At 47.0% G+C, this 15,680-nt stretch carries 16 protein-coding genes; 9 read left to right on the top strand and 7 right to left on the bottom strand.

Features of this window, described 5'->3' with window-relative positions:
• Positions 1 to 333 carry a gas vesicle protein gene (locus PSE6802_RS0118860; protein WP_019501598.1) on the top strand — a complete coding sequence of 111 codons (333 nt, stop codon included), beginning with the start codon at positions 1 to 3 and terminating at the stop codon, positions 331 to 333.
• 268 nt (positions 334 to 601) lie between these two features.
• Complete coding sequence (locus tag PSE6802_RS0118855; protein ID WP_019501597.1) at positions 602 to 1,183, top strand: phycobiliprotein lyase; 582 nt, start codon at positions 602 to 604, stop codon at positions 1,181 to 1,183.
• Positions 1,184 to 1,569: 386 nt separating this feature from the next.
• Here the strand turns inward: PSE6802_RS0118855 and PSE6802_RS34135 are convergent, their stop codons facing one another.
• Entirely contained in the window at positions 1,570 to 1,710 is a 141-nt protein-coding gene (locus PSE6802_RS34135; RefSeq protein WP_019501596.1) for a hypothetical protein, read from the bottom strand.
• A gap of 122 nt (positions 1,711 to 1,832) precedes the next feature.
• Here PSE6802_RS34135 and PSE6802_RS0118845 point away from each other — a divergent pair, with 122 nt between their 5' ends.
• The gene (locus tag PSE6802_RS0118845; protein WP_019501595.1) at positions 1,833 to 2,183 is read left to right on the top strand and encodes an STAS domain-containing protein; all 351 of its coding nucleotides are present in this window, start codon (positions 1,833 to 1,835) and stop codon (positions 2,181 to 2,183) included.
• Positions 2,184 to 2,205: 22 nt separating this feature from the next.
• Here PSE6802_RS0118845 and PSE6802_RS0118840 read toward each other — a convergent pair whose 3' ends face one another.
• From PSE6802_RS0118840 to PSE6802_RS0118825, 4 genes are all read right to left on the bottom strand, one after another.
• Complete coding sequence (locus PSE6802_RS0118840) at positions 2,206 to 3,291, bottom strand: hybrid sensor histidine kinase/response regulator (RefSeq protein WP_019501594.1); 1,086 nt, start codon at positions 3,289 to 3,291, stop codon at positions 2,206 to 2,208.
• Between the two features lie 9 nt (positions 3,292 to 3,300).
• Positions 3,301 to 4,932, bottom strand: coding sequence for an ABC transporter substrate-binding protein (locus PSE6802_RS0118835; protein WP_019501593.1), 1,632 nt, complete (start codon positions 4,930 to 4,932; stop codon positions 3,301 to 3,303).
• A gap of 30 nt (positions 4,933 to 4,962) precedes the next feature.
• Positions 4,963 to 5,316, bottom strand: a complete 354-nt coding sequence (locus PSE6802_RS0118830; RefSeq protein WP_019501592.1) for a HesB/IscA family protein — start codon at positions 5,314 to 5,316, stop codon at positions 4,963 to 4,965.
• 182 nt (positions 5,317 to 5,498) lie between these two features.
• The gene (locus PSE6802_RS0118825) at positions 5,499 to 5,708 is read right to left on the bottom strand and encodes a hypothetical protein (protein ID WP_019501591.1); all 210 of its coding nucleotides are present in this window, start codon (positions 5,706 to 5,708) and stop codon (positions 5,499 to 5,501) included.
• Positions 5,709 to 5,782: 74 nt separating this feature from the next.
• On the opposite strand from PSE6802_RS0118825, the gene PSE6802_RS0118820 reads away from it, so the two are divergent.
• Positions 5,783 to 6,961, top strand: a complete 1,179-nt coding sequence (locus PSE6802_RS0118820; RefSeq protein ID WP_019501590.1) for an LL-diaminopimelate aminotransferase — start codon at positions 5,783 to 5,785, stop codon at positions 6,959 to 6,961.
• Between the two features lie 39 nt (positions 6,962 to 7,000).
• Here PSE6802_RS0118820 and PSE6802_RS29655 read toward each other — a convergent pair whose 3' ends face one another.
• Positions 7,001 to 8,278, bottom strand: coding sequence for a GIY-YIG nuclease family protein (locus PSE6802_RS29655; RefSeq protein ID WP_019501589.1), 1,278 nt, complete (start codon positions 8,276 to 8,278; stop codon positions 7,001 to 7,003).
• A 191-nt stretch (positions 8,279 to 8,469) separates the two neighbouring features.
• Here PSE6802_RS29655 and PSE6802_RS29650 point away from each other — a divergent pair, with 191 nt between their 5' ends.
• The 3 genes from PSE6802_RS29650 to PSE6802_RS29645 all read left to right on the top strand — a co-directional run bounded on the left by PSE6802_RS29650 (position 8,470) and on the right by PSE6802_RS29645 (position 9,914).
• Positions 8,470 to 8,667 (top strand): element excision factor XisH family protein, encoded by a 198-nt coding sequence (locus tag PSE6802_RS29650; RefSeq protein ID WP_019501588.1) that lies wholly within the window; start codon positions 8,470 to 8,472, stop codon positions 8,665 to 8,667.
• A 55-nt stretch (positions 8,668 to 8,722) separates the two neighbouring features.
• Positions 8,723 to 9,058 (top strand): XisI protein, encoded by a 336-nt coding sequence (locus tag PSE6802_RS0118805; protein WP_019501587.1) that lies wholly within the window; start codon positions 8,723 to 8,725, stop codon positions 9,056 to 9,058.
• 199 nt (positions 9,059 to 9,257) lie between these two features.
• On the top strand, positions 9,258 to 9,914 hold the full coding sequence (locus PSE6802_RS29645) for a DciA family protein (RefSeq protein ID WP_019501586.1): 657 nt from the start codon (positions 9,258 to 9,260) through the stop codon (positions 9,912 to 9,914).
• On the opposite strand, the gene PSE6802_RS0118795 is transcribed toward PSE6802_RS29645, so the two are convergent.
• Entirely contained in the window at positions 9,894 to 10,571 is a 678-nt protein-coding gene (locus PSE6802_RS0118795) for an NnrU family protein (RefSeq protein ID WP_019501585.1), read from the bottom strand. The two genes, PSE6802_RS29645 and PSE6802_RS0118795, sit on opposite strands and share 21 nt — an antisense overlap.
• 254 nt (positions 10,572 to 10,825) lie before the next feature.
• On the opposite strand from PSE6802_RS0118795, the gene PSE6802_RS0118790 reads away from it, so the two are divergent.
• Together PSE6802_RS0118790 and PSE6802_RS0118785 are read left to right on the top strand one after the other, a co-directional pair.
• Complete coding sequence (locus PSE6802_RS0118790; RefSeq protein ID WP_019501584.1) at positions 10,826 to 12,169, top strand: ArsB/NhaD family transporter; 1,344 nt, start codon at positions 10,826 to 10,828, stop codon at positions 12,167 to 12,169.
• Between the two features lie 147 nt (positions 12,170 to 12,316).
• A complete protein-coding gene (locus PSE6802_RS0118785) occupies positions 12,317 to 15,592 on the top strand; it encodes an alpha-mannosidase (protein WP_019501583.1) in 3,276 nt (1,091 codons plus the stop codon).
• The last annotated feature ends 88 nt before the right edge of the window (positions 15,593 to 15,680 follow it).

The following is a 15,680-nucleotide window of genomic DNA, read 5'->3' as shown; positions in this document are numbered from 1 at the left end:
ATGACGCAAACGATTAGAACAAATACTGGTAGCTCTTCCCTGGCTGATGTCCTGGAACGGGTATTAGACAAGGGCATTGTCATCGCGGGAGACATTACCGTCACGGTCGGCAATGTGGAATTGCTCAGCATTAGGATTCGCTTGCTGGTGGCTTCTGTGGATAAAGCTAAAGAAATCGGCATTAACTGGTGGGAATCAGATCCATATCTCAGTACTCGCGCCCAAGAACTCATGCTGGCAAATCAGCAACTCCTGGAGCGCATTAGTTTATTAGAGCAAGAGCTAGCAGTTTTGAAGACAAATACACTGCCCCAGAAACGCACCGTCAATTAGTTTGGGATGCACGATCCTGCATTATAGGGCTACGAACTCGCGTTACACCAAGTCCTGTTTAGCTATCCCCTCTTACTTGAAAGCTGCTTTGTAAAAACTTTGCGGTAACATTAAGTTAATCAGGACTTGCGCAAAATAAACTTTTTCCTACTATGCGTGTAGTAAGGTGGGTAATGCTCGCCCTACCGACAGGATTTTTGCCTAAGCCCTAATAAATAATAAGCCTGTATTTCTGACAGCCGATCGCCATAAGTGTAAATAATCAAACATGAATATAGTGGAATTTTTCCAGCACAGAGCTGGTACCTGGACATCAACGCGCACTAGCCATCACCTTATTATCAAAAAAGCTGAAAGCGGTACGTCTGAAATTCACCTGGAGATGCTGTCCGTACAAGATCCTCAGGTAATCGAACTGTGCGAGCAACACGGCTTTAACCCCGAACAGGCATTATGTGCCGCCAAAGTAACGTGGAATGGCTCAATGGAATGGGACAACAAAGATACGGTGGGCGAGGGTAACCATAAAGGTTTCACTATATTCGTGCCGATCGCAGATGGTGATGATATACAACAGGGCCACCTGCTGCGGCATCAGGGCTATGCGGAAAAAGCACCCGTAGTCGGGCGTTATGTCATGAGTTCCGATGATGTCTTGAGCCTGATCACGGAGTATGGCACGGTTTACTCTGAGGAAAAATTCTGGTTTCCCCGCCCCAATCTGTGCCTCCGTGCTGGTATAACCGTTGGCATGTCTAACGTCACTTCATTTTGTACCGAAATTCGTAAAGTCCCGCCCAAGTCAGAGAATACTGAAACTGCTCGAACTGCGACAGGAGCTAGCACTTAGTTTGTACTCAAACCTTTTTTTCCTTCAATGACAGGCAATTGCTGCGCGCCCATCTGCACGCGGTGACGACCCGCCGGAATTTGTATAGTAAACCCAACAGATGAAACGGGGTAAAGTGGTGGAGCAGGCAGTGGCTCTAGCGGGGGAACCCCCAAGACCGCCCTGCCTCCCCTTCTTGGGGGCATTGCCCCCACACCCCTCGTCTGTACCCCCGACAATTTAAATTGGTATAACCGCAATAAACATAGGGCGATCGCCAAAAAATTCCCGAGTTTTTCACGATCTCCAGTTAAGTTAGGTTTATTCAGTCGTTATCCAAATCGCGAGCAAGGTATCGATCGCGTTGAGGTTGCTGCTACCAAAGCGCGTAACTTTATCTATGGCGGTTATGCAATTCTGGCATGTCTCCCCCAGGCATAAACTAGATCGCCCCGATCGTGCAGCCATTTTGCTTTATGGACTCGCAACCAGCGCGCAGGAAGAGCGATAGCGATCGCAACCGACCGAATTAGATCTGCATAAAGCACAATTGCTAGAATCTAGCAATTTGAGTTGGTGACACCTGCACTCCAAATACACCCTCTTGCAACGACCAATCATGTTGATGAATCCAAATCTAAAATCTCCGAGGCGTAAGGTAAAGGTTGATATGAGTCCTGTGGTTCAGACAATCAAGCTTTCTGGCAGTCTAGATATCAGCCATTTTGAGGATTTTTTCCAAGAGATTGTTGTCGCTGCCAAGAGCAAACCAGATATTTTGGTTGTAGATATGCATGACGTGTCATTCATCGACAATAGCGGTTTGGGTGCTCTGATCTCAGCCTTGACCATCCTTAAGGCTAATGGCGGTCGGTTGGCGCTGTGCGACTTAAGCGAATCTGTGGAAGTTCTGATCGAGCTAACTGGAACGCAAAGATTTTTTGATATTCTGCCCGGCACAAATTGTCAGAATGCGGAAGACATCATAGCTATACCTCGCCAGTCCTCGATAACGGCATAAGAGCTGACAAACTAGTGGCTGTCTAGCAACCAGGTAAGGAAATCTCGACTGTGGTTTGGACGTTGACCTCACTTTCGATCCGAAAACTACCTCCATAGAGTTCGGTTATGCGTTTGACGATCGCTAAGCCCAGTCCCGATCCCTGCTGTTCGTATAGCGTGCGCTCGAACTGCATATAGCCCCCCACATCATTAACTTGAGCTGCGGTCATGCCTCTACCGCGATCGCCGATCCTGATAACGGCATGATTATCGATCTTCTGACTGGAGATATGCACTGGTGTCCCCACAACCGAATACTTAAAAGCATTGTCGATTACTTCCTCCAAAACTTTTTGCAGCTTAGTTTCTGGAACTGCCAAAGCGATCTCGTCATCCAGTTCTAGCTGTAGGTCTGCCTCTCGGTTTGCCAGTTTTGCTTTAGCGATCGCTACTCTGGTAATAATCACGTTGCTAGTTTCTGTAGATAGCTTAGATTGTTCGTCTTCAGATAGCGGTTTCCGATCGATTTGTAGCTCTGCGTAAGTAATGAAGTTTTGAATTAATCGATTGAGGCGCTGTCCCGAGGCTTCGATATCCTGAGCGATTTCGAGAATTTCATTTGGCGAAATCGTCGCATATTCTTCAATCAGAATCTGAGCTAGACCCAGAATACCGCTTAGAGGTGTAATAAGTTCGTGAGGCAGCGATAACGAGATACTATTACGCAGTGCATCTAACTTCGAGCGTGCTTGACGATTAATTAAAGCTTGCTTTTCCAGACGGGTATTAATGGCATCTAGCAATACTTTGCGAGAAATGGGCTTGCTCAAATAGTCATCTGCGCCTAAGGTCATGCCATGACGCAGGCTAGTTTGGTCGTACATCCCTGTCAGAAAGATGAAGGGAGTCAGCGCCAATTCAGGTTCTTGTCGTAGTTTGGCGATTACGTCGTAACCACCAAGCTCTGGCATCGTGACATCGCAGATAATCAGGTTAGGCTTATGTTGCTGGGCTAGCTCAACGCCAATCTTCCCATTTGGTGCCGCGATCGCCTCGAAACCCGAGTCGCTCAGGATTTCCAAGATATTCTCTCTGATATCGTCGTCATCTTCTATAACTAGAATCATGAGTCATGCTCAGGTTTTGTGAATTGAACTATAGGGTAATTGTTGGGTTGGCTCGATCGCGACCCCTTTCACACCAGGTCGAGCGAAGGCATATTCGCGGTTTTGCCAGAGGGGGATAAACGGGACATCCCTACCCAAGATATCTTGAATTTTAGCGAAGATCCGATCGCGTTTGACTGGATCTTGCTCCAAGCGCTGTTGAGCCAGCAATTGATTCATTTCTGGATTGTTATAGAAGGAGCCAAAATATTGACTGCCGCCTTTAGTGCAGCCATTTCGATCGGCTTCTTCGCATAATAAGAATGGATAAGTAAAGTTATCAGGATCGAAAGAGTCAGGCACCCAATCTAACAGGAACGCCGAGTAAGCCCCCTTATCAATAAAGGCATAGGCAACGGTTTGATCGACTTTCTCTAACTTAATTTGGAGGATTTTGCCCACGCTCTTGGCGATCGCTGCTTTGAGCGTACTGGCGACCAAATCGCCATTGCCTGCATATTTGGGCGTGTACCAGATCGAAATTTTGACGGGGCGATCGTCCGAGTATCCGGCTTTGGTGAGTAGCTGTCTGGCAAGCTTGGCGTTACCGTCACCGTAGAGATTTTGAAATACTGGACGATAGGCGCTCAGAGTAGCAGGAATCAGGCTGTAAACGGGAACTCTCTGCCCTTGAAATACCCGTTCTTGCAACAGCGGTCGATCCATAGCCGCTGCCAGCGCCTGCCGCACCTTAATGTTATCTAGTGGCGGTTGCGCTACATTCAATACCATAAATAGCATCGTCGCCCCCTGGTTAGAAGCCACTGTCCAACCTTGTTGGGCAGCATTAGTTTCTAGACTGTGAATCTGGGTAGGGCTAAGAGTTTGAAATGCCACGTCCACCGCCCCGGTTTTAAATGCATTTAAGAGATTGGCATTAGAAGATAAAAACTGGATGTCGATGCCTCGATTCGCAGGTTTCTGTCCCCAGTAGTCTGGAAAGGCATCAAGGCGCAGCAGGTTGCCCTCAACATACTGAGCCAGTTGATAAGGCCCCGTACCAACTATCTGCTTGGGGAAGAAATCTTTGTTGCCGCTACCACCATAAGCCAGAGGTGAAATCGCGCCCGCGCCCGTAAACGCTAAAAGCTTCGGGAATAGCGGAAATGGCTGTTTTAGCGTCACGATCAATTCGCGAGCATCATTATTGGAACGCACGGATTTAATTACATCCGACAGCAAAAAAGATGGCGCGCCTTTGAGCTGGATGAAGCGGCGCAGCGAGAATGCCATTGACTCGGCAGTAAAATCGGTGCGATCGTGGAATCTTACACCTGTCCGCACCGGGATCGTATAGACTAACCCATCCGCGCTCGCTTTGGGCATAGCAGTAGCTAGTTGCGGTACTAGCTCGGTCGTTCCAGGCTTATAGGTGTAAAGGCGTTCGAGCGTGTTGAAGTGAATATTACCAGTAAGTTGATCGTAGGCATCAGCAGGGTCGAGTGTCTTAATCGTGCTGGTGGTACCGATTGTGATGCGCCCGTTACCCGATTTTTGGGGATCGGGTTGGGTACTGGTACAAGCAAAAAGAATGCTGACCAGGACTATACCAGTCAGCAACAGGAATATAGATTTTTTGACTAGTTGAAGTGGGTACCGCATTGACGGAGTAACGATCGATTTGAGCTTTGACTAGCTACAGCTTACAGGAGTACCTGTCTCCTTGGGCGTGGCAAAGGAGGTGCCGCAACTGCAAGACTTACTGGCATTGGGGTTGCGAAAGCGGAAACCACCACCCATAAAGTCTTCCGTATAGTCTAGTTCCAAACCTTGCAATTGGGGTAAATTTTCGTCGTTGACGACAACATTAACGCCATTGCACTCAAATTGGTTATCGTCCGGTTGCAGTTGCTCGGCAAACTCCATGACGTAGGAAAGCCCGGAACAGCCACCTTTTTTAATCCCAACCCTTAGAGGGGCAGTAGTCCCCTTTTGTGTTTGTAGATTTCTTACTCGCGCGATCGCCGCATCTGTCAAAGTAATCATTTCTGTTATTTCTCCAATGTTTTTCTAAAATATATTTAGCTATCCTCATTGACTGACAAAAGTTTTAAAAAGCCCAAGTGGTGGTAGGGGGCGGGTTTTGCCTAAAAGCTCTGTATAAAACCGTTTACTTACTTGCTAAACCCGCCCTTACAGAATTTGCTCAGTCAACCAGGTAGGTATAGTTAGTCCTCAAGTACGACCAGTGCCATACTTGCCAGTGCAACGTTTGCATAACCTGCCAACTTTGCGGCTTTGTAGAATGGTTTAGTAAGCAGGCAACGATGAACGCCAAGAAGTCTGACACCAGTATCTAGTAGCAGTCCAGTTTTGAAGTGAAAATTACGATGCAGTCGAATCGCTGTGGCTAGCGTAGATCTTTTTTTACATGCCATGACTTTAGACCTGTATACCTATATGTTTTGCTTCTACTAATATACTTAATCTCTACCTTGCTCTGGGAAAGTTTATGCAATTTGCAGATCGCCTTAAACCTTTAGGTTCTAATGTATTCGCCGACATGGATACCGCCAAGGCGGCGGCGAACCGAGCCGGTCAAACAATTCTCGACCTTTCGCTGGGTTCGTCCGACCTGCCCACCGCACCGCACATTCTGGAGGCGATCGCAGCAGCTTTAAACGATCCTGGTACCCACGGCTATGCCCTGTTTCGCGATATTGGCGACATGCGAGCGGCAGCAGCAACCTGGGTAGAGCGCAGGTTTGGCGCGAGCGTCGATCCGGACGCGGAGGTAATGCCGTTGATTGGCTCCCAAGAGGGTACCGCCCATTTACCGCTGGCAATTTTAAATCCGGGTGACTTTGCTCTGCTCTTAGATCCTGGCTATCCTTCCCACTACGGCGGCGTTCACCTGGCTGGCGGGCAGATCTACGGAATGCCATTACTAGCTGAGAATGCCTTCCTACCTGTATTTGACGATATTCCCACCCCCGTGCTAGCGCAGTCGAAATTAATGGTACTGAGCTATCCCCATAACCCCACCACGGCGATCGCCTCGCGGGAGTTTTTCGATCGGGCAGTGCAGTTTTGCCAAACTCATAATCTGGTGCTGGTACACGATTTTCCCTACGTGGACTTCGTGTTTGATGGCTCCACACCACCGTCGATTTTGCAATCGGATCGGGAAAGATCGGTCTCGATTGAGTTTTTTACGATGTCAAAGTCCTATAGCATGGGCGGCTTTCGGATTGGGTTTGCGGTGGGGAATCGGCAGTTAATTAGCGCTCTGCGGCAGATAAAGGCAGTTGTGGACTTCAACCAATATCGCGGCATCATGCGCGGCGCGATCGCGGCTTTGTTGGGCGATCGCACCGAGGTGACGCGCTCTACTGATATTTTTCGGCAACGGCGGGATGCGATGGTGGCAGCCCTACATGAAATTGGCTGGCAGATCCCGACTCCGCCATCGACGATGTACCTATGGGCAAAGCTGCCAGAGCAATGGGCGCGGGATTCGGTTAAGTTTTGTATGGATCTGGTGCAAACAACAGGTGTGGCACTTTCACCTGGCGCAGGTTTCGGCAAATATGGCGAAGGTTACGTTCGGTTTGCGCTGGTACACGATCCAGAAGTCCTGCGCTTAGCCGCCCAGAAGATCGGAGAATTTATCCACAAAACCGCAATCTAAAGCTTAGTGATATCCCACTATAGAAAGCTCGCGTAACTGTTAAGCCAGTTTTCCCAATACATTAAGTCGTGGAACAAAGCTTTGAATCAAAGCAGCTTCTATTTCTCTAAGATAATGTTTAGGAAGTGCAGAAATATATGCAATTTTTGCCCTCTCAATCAAATCAAAGTCTTCCTGCCGATGGTGTGAGTACCATCGTCGTTGAAGATTGACAGACATCCCAATGTAGTGAATCGTTCCCAATTCATCTAGTACAAAGTAAATTCCTGATTGTGCTGGAAGGCTATCTCGTTCATCTAGAGGTAGCGAGTTTAGCTGTAATGGGTCGATCCTACTTAACTCTAGAAATTCCCCGTCAAATATGAATTTTGAGACAAACTCAATAAAGGCGAGAAAAATCCAGTCTCGTCCACCACAGTAGTTATCCCCTAAGAATTCTTCATAAAACTTATTTACTAACTCCTCTTGTTCATCTTCTGGTTCCCGATGACTATTCTTTTCGCTCCACTCAAATCCCCAGTTTTCAATATCTGTTTCTATGTTTGGATGATACCATCCTTTCCAAAGTCGCTTGATAATAGTAGAGGAAATTGGTTTGCACTTACCACAGTAAAGTTCTTCATAGACATTGTTCCATGCTTTCCTAAAATCAGAATAAACTTCACTAGGAAAAGATGGAACTTTAAAGTTGGTACTCTCGTATTCAACAATCTCTGGCTCAATATCGATAAACTTTTCAACAGTCGCCAATTGTGAAGTTGGAGCATGAAGTAGAGGAAGAACCTCATTTTTTACCGAGAAGTTTGTATGTTCCTCTTGTATGGACAAAGTTACTAATTCTGCCTTGACAGGCTCTAAGGTTAATTTTTGCGTAGATGTTACAGGATGGTTAAAACACATTTGTAGCTTAATGCCTAAGCTGCCGGATAACCAGTCACGTCCCGGGAACAAAACGTCAGCTCGATGCTTAACCTCCAACAAATTGCCAAGGTTTCCTTTAAGAGTAGTCAAATGAAACTTATGTAGTTCTGACATTAACTCCGTGTAGAAATCCAGAAGTACCTTCACCTCATTTTTTGAGGAATCTGTTTTGTGTAAAAAAGGTTTCACTACAACATTGCTGTGGACTGAGGTTGGATCTAAAGACTCGCTGATCCATTCTTTTACCTCAACAAGTTCAAATTGGTGTGATGCCTGCTCCTCAAAACGCAGTAGTTCTACTTCTATTGCTCTACGACATATTTCTGACCAATTAGCATCAACCTTATTCATGCGATCTTTAAGCTCATCAGTAACATAGATATTCAGCGCAGGCATGATTAACTCTAAATGCGTATTAATTTAATTTAAATGATACGCATATCTTAAAATGCATGTCAAGGAAAATATGCGCATATTAATACATATGTCATTGTGTATTTCAGTAACTCACCTTACAATGAAGACTAGAAGTTAAGTCAGATTGGGGTACTGGAGGTAAGATAGGGTTAAATATTTGCATAGGTAAAATGGCTGATCGGGATCTATTTCATGAAGCTGTCAAAGTGGCGCTTCAGAAGGAGAATTGGGTAATTACTGACGATCCACTGAAGATGGAAGCTGGTGGGGCAAAGTTTGAAATTGACTTGGGTGCAGAGCGTTTACTAGCAGCAGAAAGGGCAGGCATGAAGCTTTTTTTCAAAGGGAGTTTTTGCAAATCTCGGTAGAGCGATACCAAATTAATCGAATTGTTTATGCCCCATTAAATGAGGTGATTCTACAATGGATGAGATAGAGCAGTATCGTCAGTTCGTGCAAGCGCTGTTGACAGAATATGCGGCGACTCCTATTTCTAATGGTGAGATTGAATCGCAAACGATTTTCGATACGCAACAGGATCGTTATCAGGTGGTCGATGTCGGTTGGGATGGACATCGGCGGGTGCATGGCTGCGTGCTACATCTGGATATTAAGGATGGCAAGATTTGGGTGCAGCAAAATACAACAGAACTGCGGGTGGCACATGAATTGGTAGCAATGGGAGTACCTAAGGAGGATATTGTATTAGGTTTTCAAGCACCCTATGTGCGGAAGTATACTGAGTTTGGGGTGGCCTAAGAAATAAAAGATCGCGAATAGAGATCGCAGTAATTCGATCGCTAAAGATCTCCTCAACTTTGCCTATGCCGCTGTCTCCAAGCAAGAATTCATCAAGCTCTTAGAAAGCTATCTTGCCTAACTTCCTGGCGGGGAAGACTGGAAATTTGGTAGAAATAAATAGCAATATAACTTGTGCCATAACAATCAATAACAATCAATGTCACTAAGCGACGTAAGGCAAATCGTAGAGCGCATTCAGGCAGAGGAAACCTGGAAGCATAGGCGACAGTTTTTGCAGGTAATTAAGCATTGGGAAGCCGTGGTCGGTAATAACGTTGCGGTGCAAACTCGCCCCAGTGGAATTTATCGACAGGTTTTGCAAGTAGCCGTTTCCAGTTCGGTCTGGTCGCAGGCATTGGTATTTCAGCGGCGGAGCATTCTTGCCAAGCTCAACCCCCTGCTAATAGGCTCGGCACCGCCTTTAGCAGACATTCATTTTTCCACCGCTAAGTGGGCTTCTTTACCCCCAAAAGTTACCAAAACTGAAGTAGTAGACTCCGCAAAAGCTGCCGAACCGACCGAACTCATGCAAAAGCATCCCAGTTTTGTGCGATCGCCACAGCCAGTTATCAAAACTCCTGCTAGCCCACCTGAAACAGCGATCGAAGCCTTCCTGCGATGGTCAAATGCAGTAAAACAGAGTACCGCCCATCTACCTCGATGCCCTTGTTGCAGTTGCGCCACTCCCATCGGAGAGCTCCAACGATGGCAAATGTGCCGTACCTGCGCTCGACAAAGATTTTTTTATTTCAATACAACACCAGAAGAAGAATCCCCAGCACCATCCAATCGCCTACCAAAAGACCCGCGCTGAGGAATCGATCGCAATGGGATGGAGCCAGCGAAAAAGCACGATCGTAATGGCAACGCCAATATAAGCAGGGCGGATAAATTCCTGCCACCTAAATTCTTGCCTACCTTGCGCGATCGCTAGAAAAGGAATAACCGACGTGCGCTGCTTTAATTCTAGGAAGGCTTCGCCATAACGCTGATATAAGCGGCGATCGCCGTGCCACACGCCAAACAGGTGATAGCCTACCAGCGAGATCGCGGTGACCAGTGCAAAGGAAGTTCCCAACCACACAGTATGAGCAATACACCATAGAGTCATGCCAATGAGTTGGGGGTGACGCGCCACGCGCGTAATTCCCGTCTCGAACAGATGCACCTGCGGTTTCTGGATTGCCGCCACCTCGCCTAGATTGAACGTGGCGGGATATAGGAATAGGAATGCGATTGCTGACAGCCCTAAGACAAACTCATGTACGCCGGGTACGCCCTGCACCTGCCACAGTTGCACGCCATCGTAGCGATGATTGAAATAGTAGATAAACAGCGGAACGGCTAAAGATAAACTCACCAGCGCAAAAATGACTCGATAAGCCCTGGCTCCGATATATTCCTCACCGCGCATCCGCAAACTTGCCAAACCGCTATGGGCGATCGCAAATACTAAAATCAAACCCACCATCTCCACGTGGGATTGTAGATCGCTAATTACCAAGTTTCCTCTACCTTATATACCGTTGTTGTAATTCACTATTGTAGTTGAGAGCCTTAATACAAATGCCCAAAGGTTGCTGTTAATTTGTACTGATGGCAACTAAAAGCCCTTTATGTTAGATTGCATAGGTTGCTAGTCTAGCTCAGACATACCTATATTTCTGGAAATTTTGTCAAAACACATGATGATGTCCTAAATCTGACTAAAAAACAAAGGATTTTATGGAAAATTGGCAAGCTGTTTTATCAATAGCCGTCTTTGGCGGTTTAATTTTCCTGTTAATTACAGAATGGATTCACTTCACTGTTGCTGCATTTCTAGGTGCATTAATCCTGGTGGCGGCGAATGTGATGACCCTGCAACAAGCAATTGGCTACATCGGTCAAAGCCACGGCACGCTCGGTCTGTTTTTTGGCGTGATGGTGATGGTGCGGGCGTTTGAACCCACTAAGATATTTGACTACCTGGCAACGCAAATTGTGATTTTGGCGAAAGGAAGGGGCGATCGCCTATTGCTGGGCATTGTGGCGATTACCACGCCCATCTGTGCTTTCTTACCAAATGCAACAACCGTGATGCTGCTGGCACCGCTGGTGCCGCCGATGGCACAGGAAGTGGGCGTAGATTTTGTGCCGCTCTTAATTTTGATGGTGTTCGTTGCCAATAGTTCGGGGCTGTTGACCATCGTTGGAGATCCCGCCACCTATATTGTGGGCGATGCGGTTAATCTCAGCTTTACCGACTATCTAATACGGCTTAGTCTGGGTGGCGCGATCGCTGTTGGTGTAGTTGTTGCCGTTCTCCCATTTTTGTTTCGCAAAATCTGGAATAAAAAGCTCGATAGTTTAGAAGAACTGCCGCGCCCTAAAATCAATCATCCCCGTACTTTAATTGTGGGAGCACTAATCGCAGCCTTTGTACTTGTATTTTTCGTAGTCGGAGAATCGCTACCGGTTCCAGTCTCGCCAGCTACAGTTGCACTCCTGGGTGCAGCCCTAGCTATGATGCTCGCCCACCACAGCAAAATCGATACCGTCAGCCACATTTTGCGAGATGTTGATTGGAGTACGCTGATTTTCTTTATGTGTATCTTTGTTGTAATTGGAGGATTGGAGAAGACAGGGGTTATCACTTCTTTATCAGGGGTTTTAACAGTACTTTTGGGAAAAAATATTTTCCTTGGTTCGATTGTCATCCTCTTTTTTGTGGGATTGATATCCAGTGTAGTACCCAATATCCCGCTGGTGGTGGCAATGGTACCCTTGCTAAAACAATATGTCGTAAACGTGGGGTTTGCAGGTGCAGAGGTTCTATCACCGGACTTCAAGGGACAATTTCCCGCGATCGTTCTGCCCCTGTTTTATGCCATGATGTATGGTGCCACGCTCGGTGGAAATGGAACTGTAGTGGGAGCTTCGTCGAATATTGTGGCGGCTGGGATTGCCGAGCAGCACGGCAAGCGTATCACGTTCAAAAAATTCCTGCGCTATGGCATTCCAGTGATGTTTCTACAGCTTGTCGCCGCCGCCATTTACATGATTCTACGCTTTTTGATCTGGACGTAATATCAAATCCGCATGAATTACCCCTATAATTGCCTGGCGACTAGAAGTCGCAGCTATAGAAACAAAGTCTGCCTACGCAGACTGCAAGAAAAGGGGTTAATGTATTGGGATTTGGCATAATCTTGCATAGATAAAGAGGCAAAGGATTTGGATATTTCACAGCGATTAGACCAAATTATCGGTAACCTGCGCTCCTTTGCTCAGATCGGTATTTTATCGGATTGGCATGAGCGGGGAGCCGATCCTAACTCTCAGCCTATACCGCTGAATGAGAAAGGCATGTTGATGCTCGAGCTGGGCGATCGCATTTGCTGCCAACAAACCTGGCAAGTACCAAAATCCGTCAACGGTTTATCCATTCAGGGTGCGACTTTGCGATTGAGTTTACTCTGGTGGGCATCCCTAGCTGAAATATTTATTGACGGTAATAGGATACACACTGGCGATCTATTCGATCAGAAATGTCGTCTTCTCCTCGCCCAAAATATCGAACCCGAGCGCACCTTTACCTTTACCCTCAACCTCATTGCGCCCAAACACGATCGCGGTGCCTTGCAAAAGTCGGAAATTCTATTTGAATATCCGCATCTGCCTTGCGATCCCGGTAAATTAGCAACAGAACTGGGTATAATTCAAGCCTACTTACCGCAATTGCTCGATCGGAACTTCAACCTGGACGCAAGCGCATCCCAGCTTGAGAGGTTGCTAGCGAAGGCTAATTCCCAAGGTATTGACAGCGAATGGTTATCTGAACTAGCAGAGATCCGGCGATCGCTGCTGCCGATTGGTGAATTTCTCAAGCACAGAAAGGTTTATTTGTTGGGAAATGCCCATATTGACGTGGCGTGGCTCTGGGCGATCGCGGAGACGAAGGATGTCATGCAGCGTACGTTCAGTTCGGCATTGCAGTTACAGAAGGATTACCCCGAGTTAATTTTCAATCAAAGCACGGCACTTTCCTATCTGTGGATGGAAGAGGAATATCCCGAACTTTTCGCGCAGATTCAGACATCAGTACGGGCAGGGAAATGGGAACCAATCGGTAGCATGTGGGTGGAGCCGGATTGCAATTTGCCGAACGGGGAATCCCTAATTCGACAAATTCTCTACGGCAAGCAATATTTCCGTGAAAAATTTGGAAGGGATAGTAGGATTGCCTGGCTGCCCGATACCTTTGGGTTCAACTGGCAGTTACCGCAGATCCTGAGTAAAAGTGGATTTGTCGCTTTTATCACCCAAAAGCTGACCTGGAACGATACAAATAAATTCCCACATCAAATATTCTGGTGGCAGGGCTTGGATGGTAGCAAAATCTTCACATACTTTAGTAACGAAATTGGTTTGGGTATCGAGCCAGTAGCGATCGCCAAATTTCTTTCACAACAGGAACAAAAACATAGTATCCCAGAATGTCTCTGGCTCTATGGCGTGGGCGATCGCGGCGGCGGCCCTACAGCGGATATGCTGGATCTAGGGCGCGAATGGAGTAAATCCGATTTGTTCTTTACTCTAGAGTCATCGACAGCGGAGGATTTCATTCTAAAGCTCAAACAGGAAATGGATGAGAGCAGTATTCCCTGCTGGCAAGACGAACTGTATTTGGAATTCCATCGCGGCACCTACACGACTAAAGCCGATCAGAAGCGCAAGCACCGCAGAGCAGAAATTCTGATTGCTAATACTGAGAAGATACGTGCGATCGCCGCGATCGCGCAACAAGCAGCGTACCCACAACCAGCACTAAACAAAGCTTGGCAGGGTCTAATGTTAAATCAGTTTCACGATATTCTCCCCGGCACATCCATCCCTGAGGTATTTCACGACGCAGATTTGGTATGGGATGAGGTCGCTCGTCTTTGTCAATCGATAATCGCGCAAGTCTTAGGCGATCCCCATGAAAAAATGTACCCAAATATCTGTAGGGGCAGTGCCCCTGTGCCTGCTCCAAACCTCGGGATAAACACAGAGGATTTGCCCCTACAAGATTCATCATTGCCATTGTCAATAGCAATTTGGAATTTCCTGAATTGGTCGCGAACGGAGGTTATAGAAATTGCAGCCCTCTCCCCTAGTCCCTCTCCTTTGGGGAAGGGGGGACAAAACCCTAGCGATCCTGCGACTCTTAATTATGAGGATGACGACAGAGCCAAAAACTTACAGTTCGGTCTCGCATCAGTCGCTAATCTAGCTAACCCGTCGCCAGAGCTTTTACCAATCCAAAAAACTGAGAAAGGTATACTCATCATCGCTAAGGACATTCCCAGCTTTGGCTTCGCCAATTACCAAATTCTCCCAGCAGAAAGCGATCGCTTTGTAGCGCCAATCCCCCCTGTAAGCATCACAAGCTCAGAACTAAACCCTGAAATTTATCTTGAGAATCAATATCTCAAAGTTACAATTAATTCCCAAACAGGTGATATAGACCAAATTTTCGATAAGCGCTATAACAATTCATTGCTTGGCAAGTCATGCGAATTACAATTCTTCAGCGATCGCGGTCAATACTGGGATGCCTGGAATATCGATCCAGCCTATGAGAGCAAGCAACTACCAAACGCTCAACTGGAATCGCTCATAATCCAAGAACAAGGTCCCATTCGAGTATCGCTCAGCATTGTCAAAAGGTTTGGTCGATCTCGCTTCCAACAGGATATTTACCTGGATGCCTATAGTGCCTACGTAACTGTCAAAAATATAGTGGATTGGCAAGAAGATCGCGTACTGGTCAAAATGGCATTCCCCCTATCATTTTCCGCTCCCTTTGCCACCTATGAAATTCCTATGGGAGCGATCGCCCGTAGCACGATGGCAGAGACACCGGAGGCCAGAGCTAAATTTGAGGTTCCCGCTCAGTTTTGGGCTGACCTCAGCAGTGACGGCATAGGGTTGAGCGTTCTGAATGATTGCAAATATGGCTATGATGCCAAACCAGATCGGCTTCGCCTGACTTTACTGCGCAGCCCTAACTGGCCAGCCCTCCATGCCGATCGCGGCGTTAGCGAATTTACCTACAGGCTATTGCCACATCAAGGTAGCTGGCAACATGCCCAAATCGTTCGCGAGGGCTACAATCTCAACAATCCGTTGGAGATTTTCCCCAGTAGACCCACAGGGCAAGATGACGATCGCGATTGTTGGAGCTTCCTCTCCATATCTTCAAAAGCGATCGTGCTCTCTGCGTTCAAATTGGCTGAAGATACCTCCGGCTGGATTGTGCGACTGTATGAAGCGCATGGAGAAAGAGTAACAACTGAGGTTGCTTTTAGTTCGGAGATAAAAACAGTGGTAGAGTGCGATTTGATGGAGAGGGATTTTGGCGAGACAATTGCACGCTCGCTTCACCAGTTCTCCTGTGAATTTCAGCCCTACGAAATCAAAACTTTTCGAGTCCAGTTCGGCAGTAAGTCAGCTCTGGGGGATTAGTAAACCTCATAATGCGTGCAGACAATCGGCTTAGGTCTCATACCAAATTCTGGTTTGTCACCCCCATTTCTTAGAGTCTGCGCAGGCA

It is taken from the genome of Pseudanabaena sp. PCC 6802 (assembly GCF_000332175.1).
In the GTDB taxonomy this organism is placed as follows: Bacteria; Cyanobacteriota; Cyanobacteriia; order Pseudanabaenales; family Pseudanabaenaceae; genus PCC-6802.
The sequence above is the reverse complement of the archived record's forward strand: the minus strand, read 5'-3'. Positions and strand labels throughout refer to the sequence as shown.